This window comes from Sulfitobacter sp. (assembly GCF_036961165.1).
In the GTDB taxonomy this organism is placed as follows: domain Bacteria; phylum Pseudomonadota; class Alphaproteobacteria; order Rhodobacterales; family Rhodobacteraceae; genus Sulfitobacter.
Genome location: NZ_JBALVJ010000024.1, coordinates 1 through 13236, shown reverse-complemented (window position 1 = coordinate 13236; position 13236 = coordinate 1). Strand labels below are relative to the sequence as shown.

Below are 13236 nucleotides of genomic sequence, written 5' to 3'. Positions count from 1 at the left end.
GCATGAACACAGCGCCAGTCGTTCCAGAGCAAACGCGATTTCGCTGGTTCATCCTGTTTGGCGTTTGGCTGATCTACTTTTCTTTTGGTGTAGCCATCGCCTCAATGGCACCGATGATCGCCCCTATCAGTGTGGATCTGGGGGCGGGCTATACGCTGATGGGCGGCATCCTTGGCGCGTGGCCACTGGCCTATATCGTCGCGGCCATCCCTTGCGGCATTCTGCTGGACAAGTTCGGAGTGCGCTCGATGCTGTTGGTGGCAACGCTGATCATGGCTGCATCACTGTTTGCACGCAGTTTTGCCGACACGCCAATGCAGATGATGCTGGCCGTAGCACTCTTTGGGCTGGGTGGGCCGCTGATCTCGGTCGGTGCCCCCAAGACGATCGCCCACCTGTTTGACGGGACACAACGGGCCACGGCCATGGGCATCTATGTGACCGGTCCCTATCTGGGCGGCATCTTTGCGTTAGGGTTGACCAACAGCGTGGCGCTACCGCTGGCAGACGGTGACTGGCGCGGGGTCATGTTGATTTATGCGGGTCTGGTGCTGACGGCCGGCGTGATCTGGTTTGCCATTACCTGCCATCCTGAGTTTGACAAACAAGGCAGCGGTGCGGAACAAGGAAAAAAATTCAATCTGGCCGCCTTTCGCGACATCCTACACCTGCCCGAGGTGCGGCTGATCCTTGCCATGAGCATTGGGATTTTCTTCATCAACCATGCGCTGAACAACTGGTTGCCCGAGCTGCTGCGCGACCGTGGGTTTACGCCGGTTGAGGCAGGACTTTGGGCCGCGATCCCGTCAGCGATGGGCGTGTTGGGCGTATTGGCAATCCCGCGTTTGGCCACACCCGAGCGCCGCTTGGCGATCATGGGAGGCCTATTTTGCATGTCGTTTCTAGCCAGCCTGCTGCTACAATCAAATGCATCTGCGGTATTGGCAAGCGGGCTGGTCCTGCAAGGTCTGGCGCGCGGATCAATGATGACCATCGCGATCCTGATCTTGATGGAAACGCCTAACATCCCCCCCGAAAGGCTGGGACTGGCGGGCGGTATGTTCTTTACCTCTGCTGAAATTGGCGGTGTCTTGGGCCCGTTTTCGTTTGGGTTGCTGTCAGACCTGAGTGCAGGATTTGTTCTACCGCTGATGTCGATTTCCCTTATCAGCTTGGGGTTGCTTCTGGTTCTGTTCCAACTGCGCAAATCTCAAGCATGAAAGCAACTTTTGCAAAACTCTATTTTAATCAATATCTGACCCATCCCGCCAACATTATTCCATCTCTACAACAAAAGTAACATATGCGCCATTATCAGTATTTTGCCGCTTCCAAGGGCACCTTCTCGCCCAACCCACATCGATACTGGCCGCCGGTCTGCGCTTACTACGATCCCGGTGCAGATGCCATCGGTGACTTCAATGCACCTACTACTTTCAGTTGGTCGGTGCACTTGCTGCGCCTCCCATAGTCGCCGACTCAGGTGGGAACAAATCATCACGCTTCGATTGCATACAGGGCTGAGAAGCTGCAAAACTGCTTGACGAGTTAGGACCGCTCAGTAAATCTAAGCTGAGATATCCCCTTCTTCTCCAATCGGATGATCAAAGCCGCGCAGGGAAACTCTTCTAAGGGTCGTTTGCGGGAGAGTGTGGAATCCTATGCTAAGGGCAAAGCGGCCGTTGGTGATCAGCGCAGCGAATGGCGGCTGAGAGCCCATTTTACCGATTTTCGGTGGTGCGGCTAAGGTCCGCTTCCATGAAAATGGGATTTGCAACTCTACCGTTCTCGACCCCGTCAATCGGCTATAGACGAAATTTTGCGTTGAGCAGCCCTATGCAACTTATTCCTTAGCCGCCAACGCTTTTGCTGCTGCTGCAACACGCTCTTGAAACCAACGTATCTCTGGCTGGTCGCCTGCCGTTGCACTCGTAGACAGCGTCAACTCCATTGGTTTTATATTGAAAGGGCCTTGTTGCACAGATGACCTTGAGCACGGAACGCGCCCTACCCGAGACGGATTTCAGGCGGTGCGTTCGAAATTAGGCCTGCCAAGTTTGGTCATCCGGTTCAGAACTCGGACGCCAATCTTGGCCTCCGTTTTCTGGTTCTCGAAGCTGCGCGCCTTGAGCTTGGGCCCGATGACGGCCTTCCAACGGCCGATCTGCGTCTCAATGCGGCTGCGCTGATTGTAGCCCGATGACCTCTGCCATGCCATCCGGCCATGGGCAGCTATGTCGGCAATATGACGGTCACGTGCGCTCGGGCTTTGAGCCGCGTCAGGGCTCAGGATCGCGTTCTTGGGTGGTGGGATTGTGACTTTGATCGCCGAACCGAAGCGTTCACTGAGAGCCTGAACCGTTGGCTCACCATCATAGGCACCATCCGCCAAGAATAGGTCTACGGGGCCATCGATCTGATCCAGTAGGCACAGAAGGGCGGTTGGATCACCAATGTCATCTGTGGTCAAATCGGAGCAGACGATATGGCCGCTGGCAAGATCAAGGCCAAGGTGCAGCTTGCGCCATGAGCGCCGTTTCCTCTTTGTTTTATGCTTTTTCTCCAGCCATTCCCCCTCGCCGAAGATCTTTAGCCCGGTGCTATCCACCACGAGCTGCACGGGTTGTTTGGCGCTCCTGGATGTAGTTTGGGGAGGCAAGCTCAGCCCATTGCCCCTGCGTGACATGGTCGTGAAATGCGGCACCGTGATCTCAACGCCTAGAAGCTTGGCAATGGAGCGCATCAAGCCTTGTGTCTGCCGCAGTGGCTGCTTGAAAACCATGCGGAGAGTCAGACACATCTCAATCGCCAAATCAGAATAGACAGGCTGGCCACCAGGTGTTGTGCGTGGTGGAGCCGACCACACCGCAAGCGCGTCATCGCTGATCCAAACCGTCAGACCACCACGCTGCCGCAGGCTTTCGTCGCACTCTGCGCAATTGGTCACCCGGCGCTTTTGCTTTGGGATCTTGTCGCGACGATCAGCGTTGAATTTATGCGGCATCTAAATCATCCTCAAGAGAACAGACCGCAACCAATATCAGCCGAGTGGGGGTCCCTGCAACAACGCCCATCTTAGCCAAGCCGCAAAACTGTCCTAAAAAGCAGGACCACTTCAGGATACCTCATTAGCCAGTTCGACAGTCAGGACATAAATTGGCAAACAGCTAATTTTAGCTCGGAGTCTCATCTGAGTTACGAACGCAGCTTAGATTTTTTCGGAGACCAAAGCGTGGTTCTTGTCCCGATGGCGGGGCACACCGTTGGATCTGTTGGGATGTTTGTCAATCTCGGTGCGAAGGGTGTTTTCTTTTTCACCGGAGACACGACATGGAGCGTCGAGGGCTTCCAAAAACCTGCTCACAAATTTTCCCTGATGCGGAGCGTTGTTGATGCGAACGTCAGCGAGTTGGAACAAGAGATCCTACGCGTCCATGAACTGATGAAGCTGCAGCAAAACTTAACGATCATCCCCGCCCATGACCACGACGCTTATCCGGTGAACGCCATTTATCCTGAATTTATGGAATCAAATTGAAGGGCAAGTCGTCTTTCAATCACCAGATGAGTGATGCGAATTTGAATCATGTCGAGAAACGAGAGAAGAAGCTAAATAATTGATAAATTAGCACTTATTGTGCAGGAGAAACGGTTTGGTGTCTTCGGACGGATTGAGCCACCAGTGAAGGTTCAATCTATTTCATGGCTATGCGCAAAGTAATGCGAGGTGGTCAGCGCGGTAAATCGCGAATTGGGCGGACGTGATCCTCGAACGGCACATGGCGTCGCCGAAAGGTTGCGCCTTCAACGAATTCCGGTTTACCTATCCGGTCCATGCGGAAATATCGAAAATCTTCACGCGTAGGATCCCAAGCCACCAAATACCAAAGTGGTGGCAAGATTAGCATGGCTTGCGGTTCAACAATGCGGCTGGTTACGACCCCTTTTGCGTCACGGTACTGGAACCGCAGCTGTAACCGCTCGAGAAATGCAGTCTCGAATGCGGGCAGTAGCGCGGAGTCCATCGCGCCCATGTTTGATAGGTCGACCTGCGGCGCGAGCTCCCCGACGTACAAGCAATCCAGAAACCGGCGCAGGTCGCGCACCTTATCCGACGGCAAGGCTTTCTCGATCTTGGCAAGTCCGGCGTCTGCGAGACCGAAAAAGGGTAAATTTCCGGCCGCACGCATCGAAGCAACACTGATGAGAAGTGCGAAGACCTCGGCAACTGAAAGCCGCGCCGTGGCCTGAACGGATTGGGGATCAAGTTGCAGACCACCGCCGCGCCCCGGTTCGGAATGAATGACAAAACCCTCATCGCGCAGCGCGCTAATGTCGCGCAACACGGTGCGACGCGATGCGCCAACGTCCTGCGCCAGCTCGGCGATTGTCGAGGTCCCGTTGCGGCGAAGGCTGCGCACGATGGCGTCATGTCGGAGGCGAATGTTCATTTTGAAAGACTACCAGAAAATGGTGCCAGTATTTGGCACCATTAGATATTAGTCAATGGCAATGCATGTTAGCAAGGCGATTTTGAAAGTGTCTGACACATCCCAAAAAGTGATAAAGGAACAGAACATGTCTAACCCAACCGACTTTCCCAAGCCGACCCTGATAACCACCAACGGCATAGAGCTCGAGGTTTTTGAAGCGGGCCAGCACAATGCAGGAAATCCGATTGTTCTCTGCCATGGCTGGCCAGAGCATGCCTATTCATGGCGCTATCAGGTCCCCGCCCTTGTCGCAGCGGGCTACCACGTCATCGCCCCGAACCAGCGGGGGTATGGCAACTGATCCCGCCCAAGCGACGTCACAGATTATGACATCAAACATTTGACGGGTGATCTTGTTGGGCTTCTGGATCACTACGGATACGACGACGCCACCTTTGTCGGCCATGACTGGGGCGCAATGGTCGTGTGGGGGCTGACGTTGTTGCATCCAAACCGCGTAACTAAACTGATAAACCTGAGCGTGCCTTACCAGGAACGTTGGGAAAAACCTTGGATCGAGATGATGGAGCAATTCATGGGCCCCGACTTCTACTTTGTTCATTTCAATCGACAGCCAGGCGTCGCAGATGCCGTGTTGGGCGAAAATACATCCCAGTTCCTGCGCAACTTATACCGCAAGAACCAGCCCCCTGTCGCGCCTGCACCGGGTATGATTATGATCAACCTCGCCAAAGAGAAAACACCGCAAGGTGAGCCGGTTATGACCGACAGCGATCTGGCCGTTTTCGTCTCTGCATTTGAGACAACAGGGTTCACAGGGAGTATCAACTGGTACAGGAACCTTGATCGCAACTGGCAGTTGTTGGCGGACGTGGACCCGATCATCCAACAACCCGCGCTCATGATTTATGGCGACTGTGATCCAGTGGCGAAGTCCGAGAACCTGACAGATTTCGTACCCAATGTAGAGGTGGTCAATTTAGATTGCGGTCATTGGATTCAACAAGAAAAGCCGGAAGAAAAAAACCAAGCGATATTGGACTGGCTCAAGCAGCAGGATGCCAGCTAGCCCGCAGCAGGTTTCAAGTTTACCATAGCCCCGTTTGCATCTATGCAATTCGCTTCGAGCACGAAAAAGGCAACCCTTCGACTGACGCGTCTACACCACGGCCGAGAAGCGGGCATCGCGCATATTTTCAGGTTGATGCCTGCTTCACGGAACCGTGGGCTCCTCACTGATTTCAAATTGAAGAGCCGCATCGATCAAATAGCGTAATTGCCGCGCATGCGTGTCTGCGTCCACCTCGGCCATTCCAGGCATGAGAAGAGAGTGCCGCGCGACGGATGCGCCTATGATCACAGAGAAAAACATGGCCAATTGCGCCGCCCCGTGTTCACCGTCCATTCGGGATTCGAGCGGGGCAACGAGAGTGTCAAAAAGTGTTTGCCTAACCATGTCTCCGACTTGTGGATCACTGGCATTCATCACAATCATGCGCGTGATCGAGAACTTGTGATCCTCTGAAGATGAGGCGGTGTATTTCGCGATGGCAACTTTGATTGGGTCGTTGTCGGGATCAATCAATTCGGGCCAATAAAGGCCCGCTGTCAGTGCCGCTTCGAATAGCTTTAATTTTCCGCCAAAATACCGAGAGATGAGCGCAACATCCACATCAGCCATTCGCGCAATTTGGCGCAGCGATGTGTTGGAATATCCCTGATCCCAAAATACTTCTGTGGCAGCAGATAGGAGCTTTTCGCGTGTTTTGTCTGAATTTCGCATAGGCGCACATTATAGGAGAGGTGACGCTTGTCAACAGATGTTGACAAGCGACTCTGATGTCCATACCTGTATGTCAACACGCATTGACATATATTGGAGATTCACATGTCTAACACTGCTCTCGTCACCGGTGCCTCCTCTGGGATTGGCCGCGAGTTTGCCCGCTACCATGCCAGTAAAGGTGGCGATCTGATCATTACAGCACGCCGCATAAAAGAGCTGGACGCGTTGAAGGATGAACTAGAGAAGAAACACGGGGTTTCCGTGATGACCGTGCCGCTCGACTTGGCCGCTGAGGGAGGCGCAAAGGCGCTTTATGAGGCGATCAAAGGGCATAGGATCGACATCTTAATCAACAACGCCGGCTTTGGCAGGCACGGAAAATTCCTTGATCGCGGCCTTGAGGCAGATATGCCCATGCTTGATTTGAACATCAACGCGCTCGTGCAGCTGTGCCATTTGGTCGGTAAAGACATGGTCGCGCGCGGTAGCGGCAAGGTGCTTAACGTCAGCTCTACTGGTGCTTATCAACCAGGTCCACTGCAGGCGACGTATTTCGCATCCAAAGCTTTTGTCAGCACGTTGTCCCCCGCGCTTGATTTTGAATGGCGTCCCCACGGTGTGACCGTCACGACGCTAGAGCCGGGTTTCGTGGAGACGGGATTCGCGAAGACCGCCGCAATGGATAAAATGGCTAAGATGAATGACGGCGCTGCTCAACCGCAAAGCGTCGCAAAGTTCGGGTATGATGCGATGCTCAAAGGCAAGTTGCGCGTCGTCAATGATCCGAAAATGCGCTTCATGTTGAACTGGCTTGTCCCTCTCCTACCGCGCCGCATGGTGATGAAAATGGTCTATGACATGCAGATGAAATAAATCACGGAGCGGCGTTGCGACAATAGCTATCGTTTTGAACGAAGGGGATCGGCGACGCCGCAAACCAGCATTGGCTGCAACTTTGCTTGGGCAGGATATGGTAGGCGTGAACGCTCCGTTAACCGTCAGCTTTGATCCTCTCGTCTTCCCGACACGACGAGCCACCACGCAAGAAGCGGAAAGCCAAAAAGTTCCAGTGAAATGGACGGGGCAATTGCCGCGCTGAAGATCACATCGCTGTCCATGCCACTCAGTCGAAATAGGCCCGCGATCGCGATCATCGCGGACAGAATAATCAATGTTGGGCGGAACGTACGCATCTCAAAACCGCCGATTACGAAGACTGCACCAACACCAAACCAGATACCGCCAATGAACCTTATGTGGCTATCTTGAGCGTGGAATATCGCAGCATCCGTGATCGCCACGAAGTCGCGTGTGGTTTGCCAGCCGAGTGTTTTGATCCCACCTAGACCGACGTTCAGCCCGAGAAAAATAATGGCTACGCCGACAATGATGACAACCAGATTAAGTAAATTGATCTTTTTCATTTCCATGTTCCTTGTGGGCGTTTAGTTGGGCATCTCTTTTAATTGATACGCGTGCTATATTAATGTGACCTTGACAGCGCAAGCATTATTTGTGACGCGTACTAAAATACTATTGGAGAAACCAACCCATGGCTAAGACCGCAGGCAGGCCGCCCCGCAGCGAGAGTGATATTGCGGAGTACAGATCAAAGATCGCAAAGCAAGCACTCGCGATCTATCGCGCAGAAGGTTTTGATGCGGTTTCGATGCGCCGTCTTGCCAAGGAAGTTGGATGTGCCCCGATGACGATCTATGCGCATTTTGAGGGCAAACAGGATATTCTACGATATCTGTGGGCGGACGTACTTGCCGACATGTCCCGCGAAATTCAAAGAAAACTAGAACGGATCGATGCACCGGCTGAACGTCTACAAATGGCTGCTCAGGCCTTTGTATCTTATTGGGTCGATCATCCCGACCATTTTAGGCTCGTCTTTATGTCGAATGACGTAACGCGGTCGGACGTCAGCACATTTGTCATGGACGAAGAAACGTTGGCACACTTTCAGATGTTTTCGGATCTGGTGCAGGACATTCTTCAAAATGAGAGCAACGTCAAAGCAAGCACCGACACACTGATATCTGGAATGATCGGCATCGCACTTTGTCTCAATACGATCCGTGATTATCCGTGGGCCGACGCTACGATGATGACCGACAGATTGCTCACGAGCATTATCTCCCCTGTCGATACTGCGTCCTGAAGTTAACCCCGCCTCAATTCCTCTGCCAGAAAATCGTAGACCCTGCGAATGCGGCGGCTGGTTGTGAGTTCCCGGTGGGAGACGAGCCAGATCGGAAACACGAGCGGTTCGAGATCAGGCAGAACTCGGCGCACGACTGGGTCAGCGTCGCCGATATAAGCGTCCAGAATACCGATAGCTGCGCCTTGGCGCACAAGTTCCCACATGACCAGATAGCTCTCAGTTAGAAGTGGAAAGTTCGCCTCTGTCAGGCCAAGACCAAGCGTGTTGAGCCCTTTGATCATCATGCCACCATGGTCCATGTTCACAAATTCAGCGTGGCGCAGATCATAGGGCTTCGTCGGATTGCCTATCTTGTCGATATAATCCGGAGTTGCATATAAAATCGCATCCGCATCTCCGATCTTCTTGGCAATCAGATCGGGTTCAGTCGGTCGGAAGTTGCGTATCGCGATATCGGCCTCGCGGCGGCGAAGGTCGCTGGCATGATTGGCCACGACAATCTCAACCTGAATACCGGGCTCCTTGATGCGTAACTTGGCGATGATCGGGGGTAACAGCACAGCCGCGTAGGTCTCGCTCGCAGAGATGCAGATTGTGCCCTCTAACGCTTGCGACTGACCAAGGGCCGTCAACGAGACACGGCCAGCGGCCTCCCCCATGCTACGGACATGTTCCAGCAATTCCAGACCACTTGGCGTGAGTGTGAGGCCACGACCGACACGTTCAAACAAAACGATGCCGAGTTCTTGCTCGAGCCCGTCAACCTGACGGCCAAGGGTTGGCTGCGCCATGCCCAACGCTCGCGCAGCGGCGGACAATGATCCTTCTTCTGCGGTGACCAAGAAAGCCCGTGCTTTGTTCCAGTCGAATTTTACTGAACGCCAATCCATGCAGATATGCATATCAAATCACAGGATTTGGTCAATTCGCATAAATGCGTGCAGGGGCTAGACAACAGCCAACACCAACAACCTCATCCGGTCGCGCTTTGACCCATGAAAGGAAATCTCACGTCGAAGGACACTCAAAATACATTGAACCTGAAAGATGCCCGCATCGCCGGGGCCCTGTACCTCACCATTTCCGTCTGCGGTGGTTTCAGCATCGGCTATGTGCCGTCGCAGATCGTCGTGGCTGGGGATGCTGCAACCACTGCCGCCAATCTGATGGATCAGTTTGGGCTCTTTCGATTGGGTATCCTTGCCAATAGCGCCGTGATCCTACTTGAGATTGCGATCACGGTCATCCTGTATCAGATGTTTCGCACCACCAGCCCACGCCTTGCCCTAATCGCGATGGTCTCCCGTTTGGGTATGATCGTCGTCATGGGGATCAACCTGTTGCTGTGGGTCATGCCCTACGTGCTGTTGACCCAGCCGATGGGGCTTGACCCGACTGACAGTCAGGCTTTTGCGCAAATCTTTTTCGAGGCGCACGCCCTCGGCATTTACGTCTGGCAGCTTTTCTTTGGCGCACATTTGCTGGCCCTTGGATGGGTTATCCTGCGATCCAGATTGGTCCCGCATCTGCTGGGTTGGGGTCTGTTTATAGGAGCGTTTGGCTATCTGATCCAAGGCCTTGTTGAACTGACGTTCACTGATGTTGCCGTACTGGACATCACCATTATCGGGTTGCTCACGATTGTAACGATCTCGGAACTCGGCTTCGGCCTCTGGCTGCTCATCCGTGGCATGCGCGGCAACACTACCCAATCCATTTCCATACCTCAGTCAGCTTAAGGAGCCCTTGATATGTATGCCTATACTTATACTGAATACGGCAGCCCCGACGTCTTGAATTACGTTGAACTGCCAACCCCAACACCTAAAGCAAACGAAGTGCTGATCCGTATTGTTGCAACCACCGTCAGTGCGGGTGACTGGCGTGCTCGGAGTTTGACGATGCCCGCTGGGTTAGGACTAGTTGGACGACTTGTCTTCGGCATAACGCGCCCTCGCAAGCCGGTTCTTGGAACTGATCTATCCGGGGTAGTCGAAGCTATCGGTGCAGATGTGACCACTTTCCAACCCGGGGATGCCGTCATCGGTTTCCCAGGCGCAAAGTTTGGCGCCCATGCGGAATACATCACCATGCCTGCAGATGGAAAAATCGTCCTGAAGCCTGAAAACCTGAGTTTTGAGGAGGCAGCAGCCATCCCCTTTGGGGCCACGACCGCTTATGACTTCTTGATCAACAAAGGCAAACTGCGCGCTGGTGAACGTGTTCTGATCAATGGGGCGTCTGGGTCCGTCGGATCAGCCTGCGTGCAACTTGCCAAACACTTTGGAGCCGAGGTGACGGGCATTTGCAGCGCCGCGAACGCCGATTTAGTTCGCGAAATCGGTGCTGACCACGTCATCGATTACAACACACACGATTTTGCAAAAAGAGGGCCGCTGTACGACATGGTCGTGGATACCGTTGGCACCGCACCGTGGTTCCGGACGCGGCATGCATTGGTACCAAAGGGCCGCATGCTGATGATCGCGGGAAGTACATCCGATATGATCTTGGGTGGGTTGAAGGCACGATTGCGCGGCAAACGGATGATTGGCGGTGTAGCGTCGGAGGCTGTCAGTATCCTGAGCAAGGTCGTCGATCTCACAGCGGCTGGTGATTTCCATCCAGTGATTGATCGGAACTTTGACTTTACGCAAATGGTTGCCGCACATGCCCATGTCGATACTGGGCACAAGAAGGGCAACGTCGTCGTGACGGTCACTCCAACTGGCAAGATAGGTTTAAACGCTAACGAAGATCTTCAATTGATGGAGACCACCCATGTCTGATATTCTCAGGTTCCGGATCATTGGGCTGTGCATCTTGGCGGCATTCCCACTTTTCGGCGTTGGACAAGCCCTCTTGGGCGGTGAATGGCATTGGCTTGGTCTACTTATGTGCCTCAGCAATTCCGTGGCAGTCATCATCATCGGATTGCTGATGCGCCCGATAATCGCAACAACAGCGCCACGCAGCGGAGACATCTATCTCATGGCGCGTATTGCTGAAGGTATGTTGTTGGGCATTAGCGTTACGGCCTTACAGGGAATGTTCCTGGGACTGACGCTCACCGGAGACGCCTTCTATCAATTCGGCATGATTGCTCTCGGCCTTGGCAGCTTACCTATGTGCCTCTGGTTGATCAGGTCAAAGTTCATTCCCACGGTGCTCGGAGCGTTGGGTTTCGCGGGGTACATATGTCTCATCGCCGCGATGATTGCATCGACATACGGTTTCGAGACAGCGTCGATGGCACTGCTGCTTCCAGGTGCTGCATTCGAGGTCATGTTCGGCCTCATTCTTGTACTGCGTGGTCAGGGGATGTGGTTGCAAGCAACAGCACGTTAACCCGATCCGCCCGAAAGCCCGCCTTTCGCGCTCTTTGCGAAAGGCGGTATCACTAGGCCGCGCCCTTCGGTCTCATTTGAAACCTTCGCCACAACAACCTTGGACGGCAAATTTGGCTTCGACCGTCAGTTTGGTCGATGTGCGAAGGATTGGCCAGAAACGTCTGACATTTTTAACCCATTATTTGGGGTCTCAATGGCCATACCCCTTTACTCTGAAGTACGATATTGGCGCTTCCCGATGCGATCTTCAGCAGGCATCTACCGAGCGTAAGTACGCGCTCTTTTAGACGCCCAAAAGACAGCACTAAGCAAGACGGTCAAGACAGCAGCCGTCGTTAAGCCCGATTTCACAATGGAAGCGACACTTGCCGCCAGGACAGTGTTGGCTGATGTTTCTGGCCAACTCAGGATCATGAGACAGATGCCGGCGTTCTCTAGATAGTCAGCGATAGCTGCCGTAATCGAAAGCCAAGTTCCAATTCGAACAAGCTTTTGACTTACGTCTCGTGATCCAAGCCATTTGAGCAATGATACTAAGGTCAGCGCCATGAGCGAAGGATAAACCAGATCAAGTGGAATTTGTCGCGTGAGATAGTACCGCCTTCCACTGGATCCCAAGGCATTGATCAGCGAATTTGCCTGTTCAGCCGAATATCCGCCGGGGCGCATGTCGAAAGGGCGAAGGCCGGACAAAGCCTCAATGTGCGCCAACGTGATATAGATCATCAGCAGATAGAATCCGGCGGCAGCGAGACCGAAAAGTGCCGCTTGCCGCCCGTACTTCTTAGTTGGTATCATCATTTTCATTGGTTGTTCTCCTTACCATTAGCACTGTCGTACTGAGCGCGAGCAAAGCTGGCATTATCGTTTGATAAGGAATTCGCGATTTGGACCTGTTTACTTATCTGACATGTCCCCCGAATGCTTTGGACAAAGACACCGCGCGTGAGTTCGCGGCAGCATGGAGTGTTGAATATGTAGAAAGGGGGCGTCGCATTGCGACGCAGGGCGAACCAGACCCATTTGAACACATCATTCTTGATGGGCGCGCCACGAGCCAAATTTGCGACCCAGAAGGCCGAGCCGTTTGCGTCGGCTTCCACGCTGGTCCATGCGTGGTCGCACCAAATGTCGCGAGAACCAGAAACGGGACCTCGCTCGTATCAATAGATGTGATTGCGGATGCATTGGTTGCGCAAATGAACAGCCGCGCCTTGACTGAGCTTATGTTAGCATCTGAGCCAATTCGCGAGTGGGCAAACGGCATTTTGCAGCAAGAACTGGCCCGTAAGGCTGATCGGGAGTGGTGCCTTGCCGCACTTGGCGGCGCAGACCGCCTTGCGTGGTTTCGCGAAGACTTCCCACACCACGAAGGGCTATTCGGCCATTATTTGATAGCATCCTTTCTCGGTGTCACACCGGGTTTCTGTCGCTATTTTCAGCGCATGACGGAATGACCGATAACTTTGGACACAG

At 53.6% G+C, this 13236-nt stretch carries 14 protein-coding genes and 1 pseudogene; 9 read left to right on the top strand and 6 right to left on the bottom strand.

The window, feature by feature from the left end; genetic code table 11:
• Positions 1–2: 2 nt before the first annotated feature.
• Positions 3–1220, top strand: coding sequence for an MFS transporter (locus V7730_RS11800; protein WP_335747792.1), 1218 nt, complete (start codon positions 3–5; stop codon positions 1218–1220).
• Positions 1221–2023: 803 nt separating this feature from the next.
• Here the strand turns inward: V7730_RS11800 and V7730_RS11795 are convergent.
• The gene (locus V7730_RS11795; protein WP_335747791.1) at positions 2024–3004 is read right to left on the bottom strand and encodes an IS5 family transposase; all 981 of its coding nucleotides are present in this window, start codon (positions 3002–3004) and stop codon (positions 2024–2026) included.
• Positions 3005–3277: 273 nt separating this feature from the next.
• Here V7730_RS11795 and V7730_RS11790 point away from each other — a divergent pair, with 273 nt between their 5' ends.
• A complete protein-coding gene (locus V7730_RS11790; protein ID WP_335747790.1) occupies positions 3278–3538 on the top strand; it encodes a hypothetical protein in 261 nt (86 codons plus the stop codon).
• A gap of 193 nt (positions 3539–3731) precedes the next feature.
• On the opposite strand, the gene V7730_RS11785 is transcribed toward V7730_RS11790, so the two are convergent.
• On the bottom strand, positions 3732–4451 hold the full coding sequence (locus V7730_RS11785; protein ID WP_335747789.1) for a helix-turn-helix transcriptional regulator: 720 nt from the start codon (positions 4449–4451) through the stop codon (positions 3732–3734).
• Between the two features lie 55 nt (positions 4452–4506).
• Between V7730_RS11785 and V7730_RS11780 the strand changes: the two are divergent.
• A pseudogene (locus V7730_RS11780) lies at positions 4507–5523 on the top strand (alpha/beta fold hydrolase).
• Between the two features lie 144 nt (positions 5524–5667).
• Here V7730_RS11780 and V7730_RS11775 read toward each other — a convergent pair.
• Entirely contained in the window at positions 5668–6237 is a 570-nt protein-coding gene (locus tag V7730_RS11775) for a TetR/AcrR family transcriptional regulator (protein WP_335747788.1), read from the bottom strand.
• A gap of 105 nt (positions 6238–6342) precedes the next feature.
• Here V7730_RS11775 and V7730_RS11770 point away from each other — a divergent pair, with 105 nt between their 5' ends.
• Positions 6343–7113 (top strand): SDR family NAD(P)-dependent oxidoreductase, encoded by a 771-nt coding sequence (locus V7730_RS11770; RefSeq protein WP_335747787.1) that lies wholly within the window; start codon positions 6343–6345, stop codon positions 7111–7113.
• A gap of 125 nt (positions 7114–7238) precedes the next feature.
• On the opposite strand, the gene V7730_RS11765 is transcribed toward V7730_RS11770, so the two are convergent.
• Entirely contained in the window at positions 7239–7670 is a 432-nt protein-coding gene (locus tag V7730_RS11765; RefSeq protein ID WP_335747786.1) for a DUF4345 family protein, read from the bottom strand.
• A 122-nt stretch (positions 7671–7792) separates the two neighbouring features.
• Here V7730_RS11765 and V7730_RS11760 point away from each other — a divergent pair, with 122 nt between their 5' ends.
• Positions 7793–8407, top strand: a complete 615-nt coding sequence (locus V7730_RS11760) for a TetR/AcrR family transcriptional regulator (RefSeq protein ID WP_335747785.1) — start codon at positions 7793–7795, stop codon at positions 8405–8407.
• A 2-nt stretch (positions 8408–8409) separates the two neighbouring features.
• Here V7730_RS11760 and V7730_RS11755 read toward each other — a convergent pair whose 3' ends face one another.
• A complete protein-coding gene (locus V7730_RS11755) occupies positions 8410–9312 on the bottom strand; it encodes a LysR family transcriptional regulator (protein ID WP_335747784.1) in 903 nt (300 codons plus the stop codon).
• 132 nt (positions 9313–9444) lie between these two features.
• Here V7730_RS11755 and V7730_RS11750 point away from each other — a divergent pair, with 132 nt between their 5' ends.
• The 3 genes from V7730_RS11750 to V7730_RS11740 are packed head-to-tail and all read left to right on the top strand — an operon-like array spanning position 9445 to position 11758.
• The gene (locus tag V7730_RS11750) at positions 9445–10149 is read left to right on the top strand and encodes a DUF4386 domain-containing protein (RefSeq protein ID WP_335747783.1); all 705 of its coding nucleotides are present in this window, start codon (positions 9445–9447) and stop codon (positions 10147–10149) included.
• A 12-nt stretch (positions 10150–10161) separates the two neighbouring features.
• Positions 10162–11199 carry an NAD(P)-dependent alcohol dehydrogenase gene (locus V7730_RS11745; RefSeq protein WP_335747782.1) on the top strand — a complete coding sequence of 346 codons (1038 nt, stop codon included), beginning with the start codon at positions 10162–10164 and terminating at the stop codon, positions 11197–11199.
• Entirely contained in the window at positions 11192–11758 is a 567-nt protein-coding gene (locus V7730_RS11740; protein ID WP_335747781.1) for a DUF4386 family protein, read from the top strand. The genes V7730_RS11745 and V7730_RS11740 overlap by 8 nt, the downstream gene beginning before the upstream one ends.
• 260 nt (positions 11759–12018) lie before the next feature.
• Here V7730_RS11740 and V7730_RS11735 read toward each other — a convergent pair whose 3' ends face one another.
• On the bottom strand, positions 12019–12567 hold the full coding sequence (locus tag V7730_RS11735) for a hypothetical protein (RefSeq protein ID WP_335747780.1): 549 nt from the start codon (positions 12565–12567) through the stop codon (positions 12019–12021).
• 419 nt (positions 12568–12986) lie between these two features.
• Here V7730_RS11735 and V7730_RS11730 point away from each other — a divergent pair, with 419 nt between their 5' ends.
• Complete coding sequence (locus tag V7730_RS11730; RefSeq protein ID WP_335747779.1) at positions 12987–13217, top strand: hypothetical protein; 231 nt, start codon at positions 12987–12989, stop codon at positions 13215–13217.
• The last annotated feature ends 19 nt before the right edge of the window (positions 13218–13236 follow it).

What these genes read in the sequence shown, in the direction of transcription:
- V7730_RS11800 (WP_335747792.1), top strand. Translation starts at nt 3, where the DNA reads ATGAACACAGCGCCAGTCGTTCCAGAGCAAACGCGATTTCGCTGGTTC.
- V7730_RS11795 (WP_335747791.1), bottom strand. Translation starts at nt 3,004, where the DNA reads ATGCCGCATAAATTCAACGCTGATCGTCGCGACAAGATCCCAAAGCAA.
- V7730_RS11790 (WP_335747790.1), top strand. Translation starts at nt 3,278, where the DNA reads ATGTTTGTCAATCTCGGTGCGAAGGGTGTTTTCTTTTTCACCGGAGAC.
- V7730_RS11785 (WP_335747789.1), bottom strand. Translation starts at nt 4,451, where the DNA reads ATGAACATTCGCCTCCGACATGACGCCATCGTGCGCAGCCTTCGCCGC.
- V7730_RS11775 (WP_335747788.1), bottom strand. Translation starts at nt 6,237, where the DNA reads ATGCGAAATTCAGACAAAACACGCGAAAAGCTCCTATCTGCTGCCACA.
- V7730_RS11770 (WP_335747787.1), top strand. Translation starts at nt 6,343, where the DNA reads ATGTCTAACACTGCTCTCGTCACCGGTGCCTCCTCTGGGATTGGCCGC.
- V7730_RS11765 (WP_335747786.1), bottom strand. Translation starts at nt 7,670, where the DNA reads ATGGAAATGAAAAAGATCAATTTACTTAATCTGGTTGTCATCATTGTC.
- V7730_RS11760 (WP_335747785.1), top strand. Translation starts at nt 7,793, where the DNA reads ATGGCTAAGACCGCAGGCAGGCCGCCCCGCAGCGAGAGTGATATTGCG.
- V7730_RS11755 (WP_335747784.1), bottom strand. Translation starts at nt 9,312, where the DNA reads ATGCATATCTGCATGGATTGGCGTTCAGTAAAATTCGACTGGAACAAA.
- V7730_RS11745 (WP_335747782.1), top strand. Translation starts at nt 10,162, where the DNA reads ATGTATGCCTATACTTATACTGAATACGGCAGCCCCGACGTCTTGAAT.
- V7730_RS11740 (WP_335747781.1), top strand. Translation starts at nt 11,192, where the DNA reads ATGTCTGATATTCTCAGGTTCCGGATCATTGGGCTGTGCATCTTGGCG.
- V7730_RS11735 (WP_335747780.1), bottom strand. Translation starts at nt 12,567, where the DNA reads ATGAAAATGATGATACCAACTAAGAAGTACGGGCGGCAAGCGGCACTT.
- V7730_RS11730 (WP_335747779.1), top strand. Translation starts at nt 12,987, where the DNA reads ATGTTAGCATCTGAGCCAATTCGCGAGTGGGCAAACGGCATTTTGCAG.